The sequence below is a fragment of the Demequina sediminis genome (genome assembly GCF_039545075.1).
Lineage (GTDB): Bacteria > Actinomycetota > Actinomycetes > Actinomycetales > Demequinaceae > Demequina > Demequina sediminis.
In genome coordinates this window covers 37,122-52,487 of the sequence record NZ_BAABRR010000001.1, presented here as the reverse complement: position 1 = coordinate 52,487, position 15,366 = coordinate 37,122, and the positions used below count along the sequence as shown (strand labels likewise).

The following is a 15,366-nucleotide window of genomic DNA, read 5'->3' as shown; positions in this document are numbered from 1 at the left end:
TTCAACCGACGCGGTGAAGCCAGCGCACCGGCGCGCCATGGCCCGCGTAGCGGAACGGCTCGAGCTCCTCGTCCCACGCGGTGCCCAGCGCGAGGTCCATCGCGCGCTTGAAGTCCGACACCGTGGAGCCCGCCTCGAGTGCCGCGCGGATGCGGTCCTCGGGCACCACGATGTTGCCGTGGACGTCGATCACGGCGTGGAAGATGCCCAGCGAGGGCGTGTGCGACCACCGCCCGCCGTCCGAGCCGAACGACGCCTCCTCGGTGACCTCGTACCGCACGTGCTCCCAGCCACGCAGGGCGGACGCGAGGCGCGCGCCGGTCCCCTGCTGGCCCTGCCACGAGAGTTCGGCGCGCAACAGACCGGTGCCTGCCGGCTGGTCGGTCCACTCGAGCGTGGCGCGCGAACCGAGCACTCCCTGCGCCGCCCACTCGATGTGCGGAGACATCGCGCGGGTGGCGGAGTGCACGAAAAGAACACCACGGGTGATGGCGGCCATGACTCTTCCTTCCTGAGAGGTGCGTCTTCCCCTACGACCTCGAAGGAACCCCACGGCTGCACCGGGTGTAGTCCGATCATGCCTCACGCGGGGCGGATGGTCCAGCGCGCGTGACCGCGAGTCGCGTCAGTCGGCCTGCTCGAGGGACTCGCGGAGCTCGCGCATGGCCTTCTTGCGCACGTCTCGCTTGAGCCGATCGAGGTAGAGCTTGCCGTCGAGGTGGTCGACCTCGTGGTTGATGAGGCGGGCCCAGATCTCCTCGCCCTCGACCTCGACCTTGTCGCCGTTGAGGTCGGTGCCCACGGCACGCGCATAGGCCGCCCGCTCGCACGGGTACCAGAGGCCGGGGACCGAGAGACAGCCCTCCTCGCCGATCTCCTGGAACTCGTCGCTCACCTCGACGATCTCGGGATTGATGATGTAGCCGATGTCCCCGTCGATGTTCCACGAGAACGCCCTCAGCGACACACCGATTTGATTGGCGGCGAGTCCCGCGCGACCGTCGTGATCGACCGTCTCAACAAGGTCCTCGATCAGTTGCCGCACGCGGTCGTCGATCTCGCCGATCGGTTCACAAGGGGTGCGGAGGACCGGGTCCCCAATCACTCGAATGTCGCGCATTGCCATGCGCGTATTCTTCCACGGCCGCGAGGGGGGCGTATCGTCGGCTTATGACGCTCGAGACCGCGAGACTCCTGCTACGGCCGTTCGCTCGTGAGGACGCCGGGGACGTCCACGTCTATGCGTCGGACCCCGCCGTGTGCCGCTTCACGGACTGGGGCCCCAACAGCCTCGAGGACACCCAGGGCTGGCTCGAGGAGGCCGTCGCGGCGGGGGTTCCCTCCCACTGGGCGATCACGCTGAGGGACGATGCCGTGGGCACGGCAGGGCGCATCGCGGCAGCTACCGTCGTGGGCGGGTGGGCGTGTATGGCGAGAATCGCGGCCGCCTCGAGGACTCCCCCGCGGTGCGGGAGCTCGGGTGGGTGGTGCGACGCGACCTGTGGGGCCGCGGCATCGCGACCGAGGCGGTGAGCGCGGTGATCACGGCCCTTCTCGAGGACCCCGCCGTCGCGGAGATTCACGCGCGCTGCCGGCCCGAGCATCGCGCCTCCGCCAAAGTCATGGAGCACCTGGGCCTCGCCCTCGCGCGGCGCATCGACAACGACATCGAGCGCGACGGCGCCTGGATGCACTCCGACGTGTACGTGCGGCGCGTCGCCTCCTGATGGTCGCGGCCTGATGCCGATGCGCCGCTGGGAACGCGCGGACGTGGCCGCGTCCTGGCCGAGGCCCGGCGCGGCCGACGACAAGTACTCGCGCGGAGTCGTCGGGGTGATCGCGGGATCCGAGGCCTATCCGGGTGCGGCGGCCCTGGTCGTGTCCGCCGCGGTGCGCGCCGGCGCGGGGATGGTGCGCTACGTCGGGCCGCCGCGCGCGCAGGATCTGGTCCTCGCTCATCGTCCCGAGGCCGTGGTGCACCACCCCGTCGACGCCGCCGAACGCCTGCCGCGTGCGCAGGCCTGGGTGGTCGGCCCGGGGGTCGCGGACTATCCCGAGCAGGACGCGGCGATCGGGGCCGTGATCGCGCAGTCGGTCGCAATGGTCGTCGACGCAGGGGCGCTCGAGACCGTGGCGCGTGCACGCGCCGCAGGTGCGCGTGCGGTGGGGTCCGAGCGCGTGCTTCTCACCCCCCACGCGGGTGAACTGGTGCGCACGCTCGGGGCGCTCCGCCACGACGTCACGCTCGCTGACGTTGAGCGCGATCGCGTGGGCCACGCGCGGCTGCTGGCCGAGACCGCACGCGCGACGGTGCTTCTCAAGGGCGCCGTGACGCTCGTGGTCTCGCCCGGCGGCGCGACCATCGAGCTGCCCGAGGCCCCCGCGTGGCTCGCGACCGCGGGCGCGGGCGACGTGCTCGCCGGCATCGCGGGTGCGCTCCTCGCCGCGGGACTCAGCGCGGACGCGGCCGGCGCGAGCGCGGCGTGGATCCACGCGCGCGCCGCCGAGGACGCGTCGCGTGGCGGGCCGATCGCGGCGCTCGACGTGGCGACGGCCCTCCCCGGCGCGGTGGCCGCCGTGCTGGCCGGCTGAGTTCAGCTCGCGGCACCTCAGTTGGCAGCGCCGAACAGCGTGATCGAGGCCCACGCGAGCACGATCACCACCGCGAGCACGGCGACCACCGCGGCGGCGCGGCCCGCGGCGCGCGAGGCGGCGACGGTCGGCAGCACCGCTCGCGTGAGGCCGGACGTCACGGAGGCCGGCATCGCGACCGCGAGGATCGCGTACGCGGCGCCCGCGGCGGTCTCGGACTGACCCAGCGCCACCAGCGTCACGACCGGCGCGGCGAGCAGCGCTCCCATCACCGCGAAGACGATGCTCGCGCGGCGGTCGCCGCCGTTGCGGGTCGCGGAGAACACGAGCCTGCCGATCGTGTGGGCGATGAGCAGGATGCCCAGCACCGCGATCGCGGTGTTGAGGATGCCAACCCCGACGAAGATCGCGGCGTCGTCGACCTCACTGCGATCGGGGGCGAGAGCCTCCACCACGGGCGCCGCGGCAACCGCCATGAGGAGGGACAGCGCGCCGTAGATCGGGATGCCGATCGCGGTCGCGAGCCATGCGGCACGCCGCGGGTCGAGGGGCTCGGCCACCGGGGCCTCGCTGGCACGGTCCTCGGACATGAGCCCCTCCGCTCCGGCGTCGCGCTCGACGCCCTGGCCTCAGTGTCTCACCGGGGTGCCGCTACAGGAGGGGAGTGACGCGAACCGTGACGGTCTGCCCCGGCGCGAGGCGCTCGGCCTTGAGGACAGCGCGCTTAACGGGCAGGACAAACGTGCGCCGCTCCTTCGACGGGAAGATGCTGGTGCGCCACGTGGTCGCGCCCACGCTCACCTCGACGCGCACGGCGCCGAATCCGCGGCGCGGACCCGTCTGCGCATCCTCGATCTCGTCGGCGATGTCGAAGGGCAGGTCCGCGAACACCCACGAGTCGCTGCGCGCGTCCCAGAGGTAGAGCTCGGCGTCGAACTCGTGCGCGGTCACCTCGCCGCCTCCGCCGTCAGCGCCTTGAGGGCTCGCGCCACGATGTCTGCGGTGGCCGCGGTGGCATCCACGCGCACGCCCGGCTCATCGACCCCGAGACCCTCCAGGATCGCGAACTGCGAGGCGACCAGCGCGGCCGGCATGAAGTGTCCATCGCGCGCCGCGCAGCGGCGGGTCGCCTCCTCCTCGGAGATCGTCAGCTCGACGCACCAAGCGCCCGGCGCGTTCGCCCGCAAGCGGTCGCGGTACTCGCGTCGCAGCGCGCTGCACGCAACCACTACGCCCCCGGTGGACGCGGCGTCCGCGAGCACGCCGCCCACGCGGTCGAGCCACGGCCAGCGGTCCGCATCGTCGAGCGGAGTGCCCGCGGCCATCTTGGCCAGGTTCGTGTCCGGGTGAAGGTCGTCCGCATCGACAAAGGGGACCGCGAGGGCGGCCGCGAGCGCGGCACCCACCGTCGACTTTCCCGTCGCGGACGGGCCCATGACGACGATGCGCGGGATCGCGTGCGACGTCACGGCACCGCCCTTCGTGTGGGGATGGCCACGACCCTATCGGGATCGGGCTCGGCGCCGCGGGCATCGTCGCGGGGGTGGCTCTCCTGGCAGGGGCGCCGCACCGGGTAAGATCAGGACGGTGATCCCCCACTACCCCAACACCCGCACGGCGTTCGCCGGCGGACTGTCGCTGGGGATGCACGTGGGCACCAACGGACAGGTGTCGAGCTGGGGCGCGAGCCTCGCGGGCACCGCTCCCCCCACCCTCGGCGCGTGAACGCCGGCCCGGGTGTTGCCCTCGCTCCGCGAGCGAGTGACTCCCCCGCCGGTTCCCCGTCCCTCCCTGCCCCGACCGAGGTGGAACCGTGCTCCTAACCGCCGTCGCGACCGTCCTGGTCGCCTGCGCCGCCGCCCCGGCGCTCAACCGCGCCCTGGGCCGCACCGCGGGCTGGGCGCTCGCCGTGCCCCTGCTCATCGCCGCCGCGATCGTGGGAACGGCGGCGGCGCCGGGGGAGGTCGTCACCGAGTCGCTCGCGTGGATGCCCACACTCGGCATCGAGTTCGCGCTGCGCCTCGACGGCCTCGCGCTCGTCTTCGCGATGCTCGTGCTCGTGATCGGCGCCGCGATCCTCATCTACTCGGGCCGCTACCTGGGACGCGGCAAGCACGGCGTCTTCTACCTGCTCATGACGGCCTTCGCCGCCGCCATGCTGGTGCTGGTCCTCACCGACGACCTCGTGGTGCTGTTCGTCGCGTGGGAGGCCACCACGCTGTGCTCGTTCTTCCTCATCGCGCGGCCGGGCGGCGCGGCGCGCGAGTCCGCGATCCGCACGGTGCTGGTGACCGCCGCGGGAGGGCTCGCGCTGCTCGCCGCGGTCGTGACCGTCGCGATCGGCACCGGCACCACGCGCATCGGCGAGGCGCTCTCTCACCCCATCTGGGGAGAGGACGCCGGCTTCACCACCTCCGTCGCGGTCCTCATCGCGATCGCCGCGTTCACCAAGTCCGCACAGTTCCCGTTCCACGCGTGGCTTCCCGACTCGATGGTCGCGATCACCCCCGTCTCCGCGTACCTGCACGCAGCGGCGATGGTGAAGGCTGGCATCTACCTCCTGCTGCGCTTCTCCCCCGCCCTCGCGGGCGAGCAGGTGTGGACGGTCATGCTCGTGACCGCGGGCCTCATCACCGCGCTGCTGGGGGCCATCGCCGCACTGCGTCGCGACGACCTCAAGGAACTGCTCGCGTACTCGACCATCAGCCAGCTCGGCCTGCTCGTCGCCATGATCGGCATCGGCACCCCCGAGGCGCTGACGGCCGCGGTGGTCCACACCGTCGCGCACGCGCTGTTCAAGGCGTCGCTGTTCATGCTGGTCGGCGTGATCGACCACGAGGCGGGAACGCGCCGCATCAGTCACCTGGCCGACCTCCAGCCACGAATGCCCGTCACCGCGGCCGCGATCGCTCTCGCCGCGGCCTCGATGGCGGGGGTGCCACTGCTGCTGGGCTTTGTGAGCAAGGAGACGATGCTCGAGGCGTTCCTTCACGCGCCGGGACCGGCGTGGGTGCCCTGGGTCGTCACGGGCGCCGCCGCGGCGGCATCTGTGCTGACCTTCGCCTACTCCGGGCGGATCGTGCTGGGTGCGCTCGGCGGCCGCACGGGCCGCGTCGTGCGCGAGGCCTCCCCCCTGCTGTGGGGCGTACCCGCGACGGGCGCCCTCGCGGGACTCGTGCTGGGCGTCGCGCCGTTCGTGCTCGACGGGCTGGTGTCCGGCGGGGCGTCGGGCGCGGCGGGCGAGGAGATCGACAAGCACCTCGCGCTGTGGCATGGGTTCAACGCCCCGCTCGCGGTGTCCATTGCGGTGATCGCCACCGGAACCGCGCTGATCCTCGCGAGGACGCGCGTGTCGCGCGCGCTCGAGCCGCTCGCGTTCCCGTTCCGCGCGCTCGATGTGGTCGACGCGACGCTCCACGGCGTGGTGCACGGCGGCGCCGCCGTCGCTCGCTGGGCTGGCACCGCGTCGCCCCGCAGGCACCTCGCCATTCCCGCGATCGTCCTCACCGCCCTCGCGATCGGCGCCGCTTTCCGCCTCGACGGCCTGCCGCCCGTGATCGGCGACACCTCGCGGCCCCTGGACTGGGCGCTCGTGGTGCTCGTGGCCGGCGGCGTGGTCGCGATGGTGCGGGCGCGCACGCGCATCGCTGCCGTGGTGGTCGCCGGCGTGGTGGGCTTCGCGATGACGCTGTGGTTCCTGGCGCTCGGCGCCGTCGACGTCGCGATCACTCAGCTGTTGGTCGAGATCCTCACCGTCACCGTCTTCGTGCTGCTGCTGCGTCGCCTGCCGTCACGGTTCGTGCGCGAGCGGGGCCGCCCGCGCATCGCCGCCGGCGTGGTCGCGGTCGGCGCGGGAGTCGCGACGGTGCTGGGCGTATGGGCACTCACGGGGCGGCGCGAACTCTCCCCCGCCGCGACCTACCTCCTCACCGAGGGCGAGGCGGAGACGGGCGGGGCGAACATCGTCAACACCGTGCTGGTCGAGTTCCGCGCGCTCGACACCCTGGGGGAGCTCACCGTGCTGGGCATGGCGGGGCTCACCATTGCGGCGCTGCTGCATTCGAGGCGCGCCGTGCCGGTGAGGTCCGCCCACATCGACGAGTCCTCTCCGCTGGCGGACGCCCGCAGCAACACGGTCTTCGTGCGCACCGTCGCGCGCATCCTCGCGCCGCTGATCGTCGTCATGTCCGTGGTGCTGCTGCTGCGCGGGCACCAGGAGCCGGGCGGTGGCTTCATCGCGGCGCTCGTGGGCGGCGCGGGCTTCGCCCTTGCGTACATGGCGGCGCCGAGCGATACGACCGCGCGGATTCGCTGGCCCTATCTCACACTGATCGGCGCGGGAATCGTGGTGGGCGCCGGTGCCGGCTTCGTGGGCTACTTCGACGGCTCGTTCCTCGCACCGATGAGCACGTACATCCTCGGCTACAAGCTCACCTCGTCGCTCGTCTTCGACGTCGGCGTGTACCTCGCGGTGATCGGCGTCATCCTCGCCGCCTACAACCTGCTGGGCCGCCAGCATCGTCTCCCGCGAGATCGCCGGCGCGAGGAGGTGGGGGCACGATGACCGTCGCGCTGACCGCCGGCCTGCTCGTCGCGGGCGCCGTGTACCTGCTGCTCAAGCGGGAGATGCTGCGGGTGATCCTGGGCTTCGTGCTGCTGGGCCACGCCGCGAACCTCATCATCATGGCCGCGGGAGGAACGTCGCGTCGCGAGGCCCCCTTCGGCAGCCCGGAAGACCTCGCGGGGGTCGCCGACCCCCTCCCGCAGGCCTTCGTGCTCACCGCGATCGTCATCGCGTTCGCGATCACGATCGTGATGCTCGTGTTCACCGTGACGGGGCGCGAGGATGACTCGTTCACGCCGCACGACACCGACGAGGACGCCGTGTCCGAGGATGACGATGATCGCCCCGACCCGGAGGTGACCCGATGACCGCCACCCTCTTGCCGCTGCTGGTCGCGGTCCCGCTCCTCACGGCCGGCGCGCTCGTCGTCGTGGGAGAGCGGCGCCGCGCGCACACCGCAACGCTGGTCGCGGTGCTGAGTGCCACGTTCGTCGCGGCGGTCGCGCTCGCGGTGCACTTCGGCTCGGGCGCCGCTCCGCTGGCGACCGGCGTGGGCCAGTGGCCCGTGGGGATCGCGATCCCGTTCGCGGCGGATGCTCTCACCGCGATCATGCTTGCCATCACGTCCCTCCTGTCACTCGCGAGCGTCGCGTTCGCCGTCGCGAGCGACCGCGCCTCGACGCGCTACTTCGCGCCGCTCATGCTCGTGCTGATCGCGGGCGTCAACGGCGCGCTACTCACGGCCGACCTCTTCAACCTCTTCGTCTTCGTCGAGGTCATGCTGGTGCCCTCGTATGGGCTGTTCGTGCTCGCGGGACCCGGGGCGGCATCGCTGCGACAGGTGGCAGGGGCGCGGCTGTACGTCGTGGTCAATCTGCTGACCTCGACGATCTTCCTCATCGGCGTCGCGTTCGTGTATGGCACGGCGGGCAGCGTCAACCTCGCGGACCTCGCGGGGGCCGCGCAGGAGGACTCCCGCGTCGCCCTCGCGGTCGCGGTGTGCCTCATCGCGCTGGGCATCAAGGCCGCCGTGGTGCCGGTCCATGGCTGGATCGCGCGGGCCTATCCGGCGACCTCGCCCGCGATCACCGCGCTCTTCTCGGGGCTACACACCAAGGTCGCGATCTACGCGATCGTGCGCATCTACGCGGTGGTCTTCGACGGCGACACGCGCTACCTGTGGGTGGGCGCGGTCGTCTTTGGCGTGACGATGCTCGTGGGCGCCGTGGCCGCGGCGGGCGCCTCGACGTTGCGCGAGAGCCTGACGTTCTCGATGGTGAGCGGCATCGGAACCATCCTGCTGGGAATGGCGCTGTTCACCCAGGCGGGTCTCGCGGCGGCCATCTTCTACCTGGTGCACCACATGATCGTGAAGACCTCGCTGTTCCTGTCCACGGGCGCGATCGAGGTCCGCTACGGCACGGGCGTGTTGGGTCGGGTGACGGGTCTCGCGAAGCGCGAGCCGGTCTTGGCCGCGGCGTTCCTTGTCGCGGCATTGTCGCTCGCCGGCCTGCCGCCGTTCTCGGGATTCGTGGCCAAGGTCGCGCTGGTGTGGGCGTCGCTCGACGCGGGTCAGGGCCTCATCGCGGCGCTCATCATTGTCGCGAGCCTCGTGACGCTGGTCGCCATGCTGCGGATCTGGGCCGCGCTGTTCTGGTCGACCCCGCCCGGACCGGACCTCGAGCCCGTCGCGGGGACTCCGGGGACGCCCTCGGGCGGCCGGGTCGCCCTTGCCCCGGCATCGTCCACCCGCACCCGGGTGCGTGCCGCGCTCGCGGCGCCGGCGGTGGTGCTTGCCGCGCTCACGGTGGTGCTGGGCCTGGCCGCCGAGCCGCTGCTCGCGTTGTCGCAGACGGCGGCGACGGGGCTGCTCGATACGAGCGCGTATGTGGAGGCGGTGAGCACGCCATGAGCTGGGTGACGTGGCCGGTGAGGATCGTGGGACTGGCGCTGTGGTTCGCCAAGGAGATCGTGGTGTCGAGTGCCGCCGTGTTGCGCGACAACTTCACACCCGGACAGAACTCCACGCCGGGCATCGCGCGACTCGAGACCCGCTGCAGGACGGACCTCGAGATCACGCTCTTCGCGTCGATGATCACCATCACGCCCGGCACGCTCACGCTCGGCACGGACGTGGTGGGAGACGAGCAGACGCGCGTGCTGTACGTCCACGGGATGTACGCCGCCGATGCGGACGCGCTGCGCGCGGAGCTGCGCGTCATGGAGAACAAGGTGCTGCATGCGGTGCGGCGCGAGGGGGCACGCTCATGATCGCGCTCGACATCGGAATCGTCATCATCGTGGTGGCATGCTTCGCGGCGACCTACCGCATGCTACGTGGTCCCGCCGAGGCGGACCGGGCGGTCGCGGCCGACCTGCTGCTCTTCGGGGTGGTGGGGCTCGTCGCGCTCATGGGCGTGCGGCTCGCGAACTCCTACACGTTCGACATCGTGCTGATCTCCTCGCTACTGGGGTTCCTGGGCGCGCTGTCGCTCGCCCGTGCGCTGACGAGGGGGAAGCGATGAGCCAGGTCTTCGAGGTCGTGGGATCGGTGTTCGTGGTCCTGGGTGCGCTCGTATTCGCGAGCGCGGCGCTCGGGCTGTTGCGCTTCCCCGACACGTACACGCGCATCTCCGCGGTGGGCACCGCGGGCGGCGTGGGCATGGCGCTGGTCATCGTGGGAGCGCTGTCGCTGCAGCCCACCGTGCCCGATGCCTTCAAGGCGGTCGCGATCATCGCGCTCCAGTTGGCCACGTCCGCGGTGGGATCGATCGCGATCGCGCGCTCCGCATATCTGACGGGCACTCCGCTGTATGAGCCGCGCTTCGACGAGCTCGCGGAGGAGTCCGACCCGGACGAGCGCGAGGAGGCGCGCCTGGCGCGCGAGGAGCGCGAGACGCCGCGCGACGTGGAGTAAGCGGCGCTCACCACTCCTGGAGGCGCTCAAGGCGCACGTCGTAGGCGACGGCTTCGGCCGCCACCAGAGTGAGAGTCACGCCCTCCTCCCCCGCCACGTCCGCGCTGGACGCGACCACGGCATCGGCGATCACGAGCGCGGCATACGGCCGCTTGAGGTCCCCGCGCACGTCGTGAACCTCGCCCGCGCAGGCGGCGGCGGTCGCGGCGATCAGTGCGATCAGCGCGACCGTGAGCGTGCCGCGAGCCATGTACCTCCCCCTTCGCAGGTTCCTCTGCGTGTCACCCTACGGCGCGCGAACTCGCGTCACGACTTCCGCTCTCCCGTGTCCTGACGCCCATGCACGGCTCTCGACGGGCGAGACCGTGGGCGTCAGGCTGACGAACCCCGTCGAGGGCCGCGCGGTCGCCCCGGTCTTCCCCGTCACCCGCATCGGTGTTGTGCTCCTGGGTGCGGGGCGGTTGTCGTGAGTCGGGGGTAGCGGGCTGGCCCGTGCCAACCTCACCGTGGAGCATCGCCGGTCCCGGCGAGACGTGGCCGATCCTCGCCGCCGGCGACAAGGTCCCCGCTACGATCTGGCAGGTATGAGGCGCCTCGTTCCCGGCTTTCACGCGTCATGGAACGACGCCGACTTGGCCTTCGCCTCATTCATCGAGGCACTCCCCGTGCGACGCGAGCAGCTGCGGGCCCGGCTCGCCGAAACCTGTGGACCGGAGCTCGATGGCTCGTTCGAGAGCCTGGACGCGCTCAACGAGTGGTACATCCGCATTGCGTTTGCCGACGAGGACGACGGCACGGACTGGTGGCCGATGTGGCACCAGCGCCGTGACGAGCCATTGGCGACGACTCGATGGCACCGTGGAGCGCCGCCTCGTCTGCTGCGGTTGTGGGAGCTGGTGGCGGTCTACGTCGGCGACTTGTCCCTGGCCAGGGACGACAGAAACTGGCAGAAGGCCCCCAGCGGTCGCGGCGCTGGCACGCGAGTCGCAATGCGGCCCTGGTAGCGCGCTCACCACGCGGGTCCCGAATGTGTCTACTCGTGTTCAGGCAGCCGCGGCGCCGACCAACCAGGATCACGGCCGATCAGTGCGGCGCGCGTGACGGCGGCGGAGCCGAACCGATCGCGGACCGCATCGAGGGCAGTGTCGATGCGCGCCCCGTCGTGCCAGTCGATCGGAAGCTCGAGCTGCATCCTGCCTGCGCTGGTCAGTTGCGCGAGAGAGACGCCGATGAGGGTCACGCCCCGGCCGGAGATATCAGGACCCGCTGCATCGAGCAATTGCTGAGCGACGCCGAGCAAGACCTCGGTGCGATCGGTGGGCGCGGCGAGCGTGCGCGATCGGGTCGCTTTGGTGAAGTCGCCATAGCGAAGCCTCAACACGACGGTCGCGCACGACGATCCGCGATCGCGCAGGCGCTTCGCGAGGCCGTCGACGATCTGAGTGAGGATCAGCCCAAGCTCACCAGCGGTGTACGACCGATTGCCAAGCGCGCGCTGCGAGCCGATGGATCCGTGGCGCTTGGTCGTCGCGACCGGCCGCGGGTCCCGAAGCCTCGCCAGCGCGTGCAGATGCGCACCGGCCGCCTTTCCGAGCCATCGCTCGGCGGTCGCCGCTTCGAGTTCGGCCAACTGCCCGACCGTGTAGACGCCGTTGCTGTGCAACTTCTCCGCGGTCACCGCGCCCACGCCCCAAAGCCGTTCGACGGGGAGCGGATGAAGGAACGCCTCTTCGTGATCCGGCCTCACCAGGAGGAGCCCGTCGGGCTTGCTGACCGCGCTCGCCACCTTCGCAAGGAACTTTGTTCTCGCGACGCCCACCGAAATCGGGAGCCCGGCTTCGGCACGCACACGCTCCCGCAGGCGCACGGCAATCTCCTCGGGAGTCCCGGCAAGGCGGCGAAGCCCCCCAACCTCGAGGAACGCCTCGTCGATCGAGACGCCTTCCACGTGCGGCGTGGTGTCGTGGAAGATCGCAAACACTGCGCGACTCGCTGCCGAGTAAGCCTCCATACGGGGAGGGACGATGATGGCGTCGGGACAGAGCGCACGCGCGCGCTGCACCCCCATCGCGGTGCGGACGCCCCGGGCCTTTGCTTCATAACTCGCGGCCACCACCACGCCGCCGCCCACAATGATCGGCCGTCCGCGCAGTGCAGAGTCGTCCCGCTGCTCGACCGAGGCGTAGAACGCATCAAGGTCGGCGTGGAGCACCGTCGCTTCGCCGCGCATCTCCGACCTCCCGCCACCACACGCTCTTTCGGGAATGGTCTCACCTGCGTCCGACACCGCATGGGTGCTCCCCGGTATTGGTTGACGTCAGCCAGTATCGAGGCAGAACCCGGCGGCGGCGCGCGGATGAACCGCCCCGACCTTCGCAGGTGCGCGCACCGACATCGAATACGAGTCACGCGTGGGCCAGGCGGGGCTCGAACCCGCGACCGATGGATTATGAGTCCACTGCTCTGACCTGCTGAGCTACTGGCCCGTGACCCCGAGAGGCCGCGCGTCAGTCTAGCGGGGCGTTCCCCGCCCGAGTCGCGACCACCAGCACCCCCAGGATGGTCACCGGCAGCCTCAGGGATCCGCTAGAGTATTCGAGCGCGATCCTCCGTAGCTCAATTGGCAGAGCAGCCGACTGTTAATCGGCAGGTTGCTGGTTCGAGTCCAGCCGGGGGAGCTTGAGAGCCGGTCCTTCGGGGCCGGCTCTTCGCATGTCCGGGCAGCATCGCCCCGCGGAGACGCGCATCACGGCACCGGGCGTGACGCCCAGCGGCCCTACTCTCCCACCGGTCCCGCATCCACCGGAATGGTCACCGATCCATCTGCCTCGAGATCCCCGAACGGATTGACCGCCAGCTCCCACGGGTGCCCGTCGGGGTCCGCGACGTAGCCCGAGTACCCACCCCACTCGGCCGCCTGAGGCCGCTTAAGCATCGTCCCTCCGGCCGCGAGAGCAGCCTCGAAGACACGATCCACCTCCGCCTCCGAGGGGTAGTTCTGCGCGAGCGCGATCGCGCCCGTGCCCAGCGCCGCGCCGGGTCGCGCCTGGTCAGCCGCCAAATCTGCCGCGCCGTCCAGCCCCAGGCCTCGTAGAAGCGCCTCGACCGGCCGAGATCCGCGACCCCGAGCGTCACCACCGAGACTCGTTGCGACATCGCGCACCCCTCTCCCGCTCGTCAGCCCTCGCGGAGCTGCCGCCTGCGCGTCTCCAGCCGGATCATCTCCGCGAACGCCTCCTGCGCCGCGGGAGTCCCCTCGCCTGCGCGCTGCATGCGGCCGCGCAGGTCCGCAGCCTGGCGCGTCAGGCTCAGGTCCAGGAGCCGCGCGAGCACGGACCGCGCATACGCGGCCTCCTCCGCCAGTTTGTCGTGCGGCAGCGGCGTGACGGCGAGCTGCGAGACCAGCGAGGCGAGCTCGGGACCCACCTGCTCGATCACCGCGCCCACCCAGTCCGCCGGGGCCTCCCCCGGTCCCCCGACCGCGACCATCGCGTCGAAGATCTGCGCATACTGCGGCGCGGTGAAGGCCGCGCGCGACAACTCGCTCACGATCTGCATCGCCGGGCCGTCACCCGCGATCGCCCGCTGGGCCTGCAACAGCGCACCCAACGCGAGCGCCTCCGCGCGCACGACCGGGTCGCGAGGGTTGGGCCGCGACGCGACCACGGTCGCGATCTGGCCGGTCTCCGGGTCGATCGGCGGGGGTTCGTCGGAACGATGCTGGGGCGGCGGGCCGCCCTGACGCCCCTGGGGGCCGCCGGGCTGGCCCTGCGCGCCACCGGGCCCGCCCGAGGATCCGCCCGCCCGGCCACCGGACTGGCGGCTGGCACGCGAGACGGCGCCCACGACATCGGCCGGTTCCATGCCCAGCCATCCCGCGAGGCGCCGCGCGTACTCGGGCCGCAGCGCGCGGTCGCGAATCTGCGACACGATCGGCACCGCGGTGCGCAGCGCCGCCACCCGCCCCTCGGGGGTCTCGAGGTCGTGCTGCGCGAGCGCGGCGCGAATCACAAACTCGAACAGCGGGACGCGACGGTCCATGAGACGACGCACGGCATCGTCGCCATCGCGCTGACGAATGTCGCACGGGTCCAGGCCCTCGGGATCGACCGCGACAAAGGTCTGCGCGAGGAATTGCTGGTCGAGCGCGAAGGACTTGAGCGCGGCGTTCTGGCCGGCCTCGTCGCCATCGAACGTGAAGATCACCTTGGCGCCGGTCGAGCCGACCTTGAGCTGCGCCTGGCCCGTGTCGCCCATGAGGCGTCGCACCACCTTGACGTGGTCCTCGCCGAACGCGGTGCCGCACGTCGCGACGGCATTGGTGACGCCCGCGAGGTGGCAGGCCATGACATCGGTGTAGCCCTCAACCACCACCGCGGTGCGCTCCGAGCGGATCGTGCCCTTCGCGAGGTCGAGGCCGTACAGGACGTGCGCCTTCTTGTAGAGCTGCGTCTCGGGGGTGTTGAGGTACTTGGGGCCTTGGTCGTCCTCGTGCAGGCGGCGCGCCCCGAAGCCGATGACGTCGCCCGTGACCTCCCTGATGGGCCATACAAGGCGCCCGCGGAAGCGGTCGTAGATGCCGCGCTGACCCTCGGACACCAGGCCCGATGCCTTGAGCTCGGCCTCCGTAAAGTTCTTGCCGCGCAGGTGCTCCGTGAGGTGCGACCAGCCCTGCGGTGCGTATCCGCAGCCGAACATCTGCGCGGCCTCGCGGTCGAAGCCGCGCTCGCGCAGGAAGTCGCGCGCGATGCGGGCCTCGGGGCTCGCGAGCTGCTCGGCGAAGTACTCGGCGGCGATCCTGTGGGCCTCGAGCAGGCGGCGGCGCATGCCCGCGCCCGACTCGGATCCGCGGGGGGCGCCGGACTCATAGCGCAGGGTCACTCCGGCGCGTTCCGCGAGGTATTCGACCGCCTCCGCGAACGGCAGGCCGTCCATGCGCATGACGAACTCGATGACGTCGCCGCCCTCGCCGCATCCGAAGCAGTGCCAGCGGCCCGCGGCGGGGCGCACGTGGAAGGACGGCGAGCGCTCGTCGTGGAACGGGCACAGGCCCTTGAGCGAGCCCACGCCGGCAGACTTGAGCGAGACGTGCTGGCCCACGATCTCCTCGATCGGGGCGCGTTCGCGGACCGCCGCGATGTCATCCCTATTGATCGTCCCTGCCACGGGCTCAGACTACTCGGGCGTGGGGACGATGCCGTGGCGCGGTGGAGGGGGCCGGGTCCGGGCGGGACTTCGCGACGTTCTCCCAGGTATGCGGGTCCCATTATGACTTTCCACAGGCTCCTTGGGT

General features: G+C 71.3%; 20 protein-coding genes and 2 tRNA genes. 12 read left to right on the top strand and 10 right to left on the bottom strand.

The features are described 5' to 3' along the window. Position 1: 1 nt before the first annotated feature. Together ABEA62_RS00295 and def are read right to left on the bottom strand one after the other, a co-directional pair. Positions 2-499: a DUF3145 domain-containing protein gene (locus ABEA62_RS00295; RefSeq protein ID WP_286215694.1), complete on the bottom strand. Its 498-nt coding sequence runs from the start codon at positions 497-499 to the stop codon at positions 2-4. Between the two features lie 126 nt (positions 500-625). Then, positions 626-1,126 (bottom strand): peptide deformylase, encoded by a 501-nt coding sequence (gene def / locus ABEA62_RS00290; protein ID WP_286215693.1) that lies wholly within the window; start codon positions 1,124-1,126, stop codon positions 626-628. Between the two features lie 44 nt (positions 1,127-1,170). Between def and ABEA62_RS12670 the strand changes: the two genes are divergently transcribed. Genes ABEA62_RS12670 through ABEA62_RS00280 form a run of 3 tightly spaced genes read left to right on the top strand, consistent with a single transcriptional unit; the run spans position 1,171 to position 2,592 of the window. Beyond that, positions 1,171-1,533 (top strand): GNAT family N-acetyltransferase, encoded by a 363-nt coding sequence (locus ABEA62_RS12670; RefSeq protein WP_425557930.1) that lies wholly within the window; start codon positions 1,171-1,173, stop codon positions 1,531-1,533. After that, the gene (locus ABEA62_RS12665) at positions 1,425-1,727 is read left to right on the top strand and encodes a GNAT family N-acetyltransferase (protein ID WP_425557929.1); all 303 of its coding nucleotides are present in this window, start codon (positions 1,425-1,427) and stop codon (positions 1,725-1,727) included. The genes ABEA62_RS12670 and ABEA62_RS12665 overlap by 109 nt, the downstream gene beginning before the upstream one ends. Positions 1,728-1,770: 43 nt before the next feature. After that, positions 1,771-2,592 carry an NAD(P)H-hydrate dehydratase gene (locus ABEA62_RS00280; protein ID WP_345377925.1) on the top strand — a complete coding sequence of 274 codons (822 nt, stop codon included), beginning with the start codon at positions 1,771-1,773 and terminating at the stop codon, positions 2,590-2,592. Between the two features lie 17 nt (positions 2,593-2,609). Here ABEA62_RS00280 and ABEA62_RS00275 read toward each other — a convergent pair whose 3' ends face one another. The 3 genes from ABEA62_RS00275 to ABEA62_RS00265 form a co-directional block, all read right to left on the bottom strand. Further along, complete coding sequence (locus ABEA62_RS00275) at positions 2,610-3,182, bottom strand: hypothetical protein (RefSeq protein ID WP_286215687.1); 573 nt, start codon at positions 3,180-3,182, stop codon at positions 2,610-2,612. 61 nt (positions 3,183-3,243) lie between these two features. Continuing rightward, positions 3,244-3,543 (bottom strand): DUF1905 domain-containing protein, encoded by a 300-nt coding sequence (locus ABEA62_RS00270; protein ID WP_286215685.1) that lies wholly within the window; start codon positions 3,541-3,543, stop codon positions 3,244-3,246. Further along, positions 3,540-4,061, bottom strand: a complete 522-nt coding sequence (locus tag ABEA62_RS00265) for a gluconokinase (RefSeq protein ID WP_286215684.1) — start codon at positions 4,059-4,061, stop codon at positions 3,540-3,542. Before ABEA62_RS00265 ends, ABEA62_RS00270 begins: the two co-directional genes overlap by 4 nt. A gap of 118 nt (positions 4,062-4,179) precedes the next feature. Between ABEA62_RS00265 and ABEA62_RS00260 the strand changes: the two genes are divergently transcribed. From ABEA62_RS00260 to ABEA62_RS00230, 7 genes are all read left to right on the top strand, one after another. After that, positions 4,180-4,317, top strand: coding sequence for a hypothetical protein (locus ABEA62_RS00260; RefSeq protein ID WP_345377921.1), 138 nt, complete (start codon positions 4,180-4,182; stop codon positions 4,315-4,317). An 88-nt stretch (positions 4,318-4,405) separates the two neighbouring features. Next, entirely contained in the window at positions 4,406-7,156 is a 2,751-nt protein-coding gene (locus tag ABEA62_RS00255) for a DUF4040 family protein (protein WP_345377919.1), read from the top strand. Continuing rightward, positions 7,153-7,524, top strand: a complete 372-nt coding sequence (locus ABEA62_RS00250) for a cation:proton antiporter subunit C (protein WP_345377917.1) — start codon at positions 7,153-7,155, stop codon at positions 7,522-7,524. Before ABEA62_RS00255 ends, ABEA62_RS00250 begins: the two co-directional genes overlap by 4 nt. Further along, entirely contained in the window at positions 7,521-9,068 is a 1,548-nt protein-coding gene (locus ABEA62_RS00245) for a monovalent cation/H+ antiporter subunit D family protein (RefSeq protein WP_286215677.1), read from the top strand. Before ABEA62_RS00250 ends, ABEA62_RS00245 begins: the two co-directional genes overlap by 4 nt. Continuing rightward, on the top strand, positions 9,065-9,427 hold the full coding sequence (locus tag ABEA62_RS00240; RefSeq protein ID WP_286215676.1) for a Na+/H+ antiporter subunit E: 363 nt from the start codon (positions 9,065-9,067) through the stop codon (positions 9,425-9,427). Before ABEA62_RS00245 ends, ABEA62_RS00240 begins: the two co-directional genes overlap by 4 nt. Continuing rightward, a complete protein-coding gene (locus tag ABEA62_RS00235) occupies positions 9,424-9,681 on the top strand; it encodes an MrpF/PhaF family protein (RefSeq protein ID WP_286215674.1) in 258 nt (85 codons plus the stop codon). The genes ABEA62_RS00240 and ABEA62_RS00235 overlap by 4 nt, the downstream gene beginning before the upstream one ends. Further along, positions 9,678-10,073, top strand: coding sequence for a cation:proton antiporter (locus ABEA62_RS00230; RefSeq protein WP_286215672.1), 396 nt, complete (start codon positions 9,678-9,680; stop codon positions 10,071-10,073). The genes ABEA62_RS00235 and ABEA62_RS00230 overlap by 4 nt, the downstream gene beginning before the upstream one ends. Positions 10,074-10,080: 7 nt before the next feature. On the opposite strand, the gene ABEA62_RS00225 is transcribed toward ABEA62_RS00230, so the two are convergent. Then, on the bottom strand, positions 10,081-10,323 hold the full coding sequence (locus ABEA62_RS00225) for a hypothetical protein (protein WP_286215669.1): 243 nt from the start codon (positions 10,321-10,323) through the stop codon (positions 10,081-10,083). 334 nt (positions 10,324-10,657) lie between these two features. Here ABEA62_RS00225 and ABEA62_RS00220 point away from each other — a divergent pair, with 334 nt between their 5' ends. Continuing rightward, positions 10,658-11,077 (top strand): hypothetical protein, encoded by a 420-nt coding sequence (locus ABEA62_RS00220; protein ID WP_286215668.1) that lies wholly within the window; start codon positions 10,658-10,660, stop codon positions 11,075-11,077. A 29-nt stretch (positions 11,078-11,106) separates the two neighbouring features. On the opposite strand, the gene dinB is transcribed toward ABEA62_RS00220, so the two are convergent. Both dinB and ABEA62_RS00210 read right to left on the bottom strand, forming a co-directional pair. After that, the gene (gene dinB / locus ABEA62_RS00215) at positions 11,107-12,303 is read right to left on the bottom strand and encodes a DNA polymerase IV (RefSeq protein ID WP_345377911.1); all 1,197 of its coding nucleotides are present in this window, start codon (positions 12,301-12,303) and stop codon (positions 11,107-11,109) included. 182 nt (positions 12,304-12,485) lie between these two features. Beyond that, positions 12,486-12,559: transfer RNA gene (locus ABEA62_RS00210), tRNA-Ile, on the bottom strand. Between the two features lie 119 nt (positions 12,560-12,678). On the opposite strand from ABEA62_RS00210, the gene ABEA62_RS00205 reads away from it, so the two are divergent. Next, positions 12,679-12,751 (top strand) — tRNA-Asn (locus ABEA62_RS00205). 98 nt (positions 12,752-12,849) lie between these two features. On the opposite strand, the gene ABEA62_RS00200 is transcribed toward ABEA62_RS00205, so the two are convergent. After that, a complete protein-coding gene (locus tag ABEA62_RS00200; RefSeq protein ID WP_286215667.1) occupies positions 12,850-13,134 on the bottom strand; it encodes a VOC family protein in 285 nt (94 codons plus the stop codon). Between the two features lie 116 nt (positions 13,135-13,250). Next, positions 13,251-15,239, bottom strand: coding sequence for a DNA primase (dnaG, locus tag ABEA62_RS00195; protein ID WP_345377908.1), 1,989 nt, complete (start codon positions 15,237-15,239; stop codon positions 13,251-13,253). Positions 15,240-15,366 lie beyond the last annotated feature (127 nt).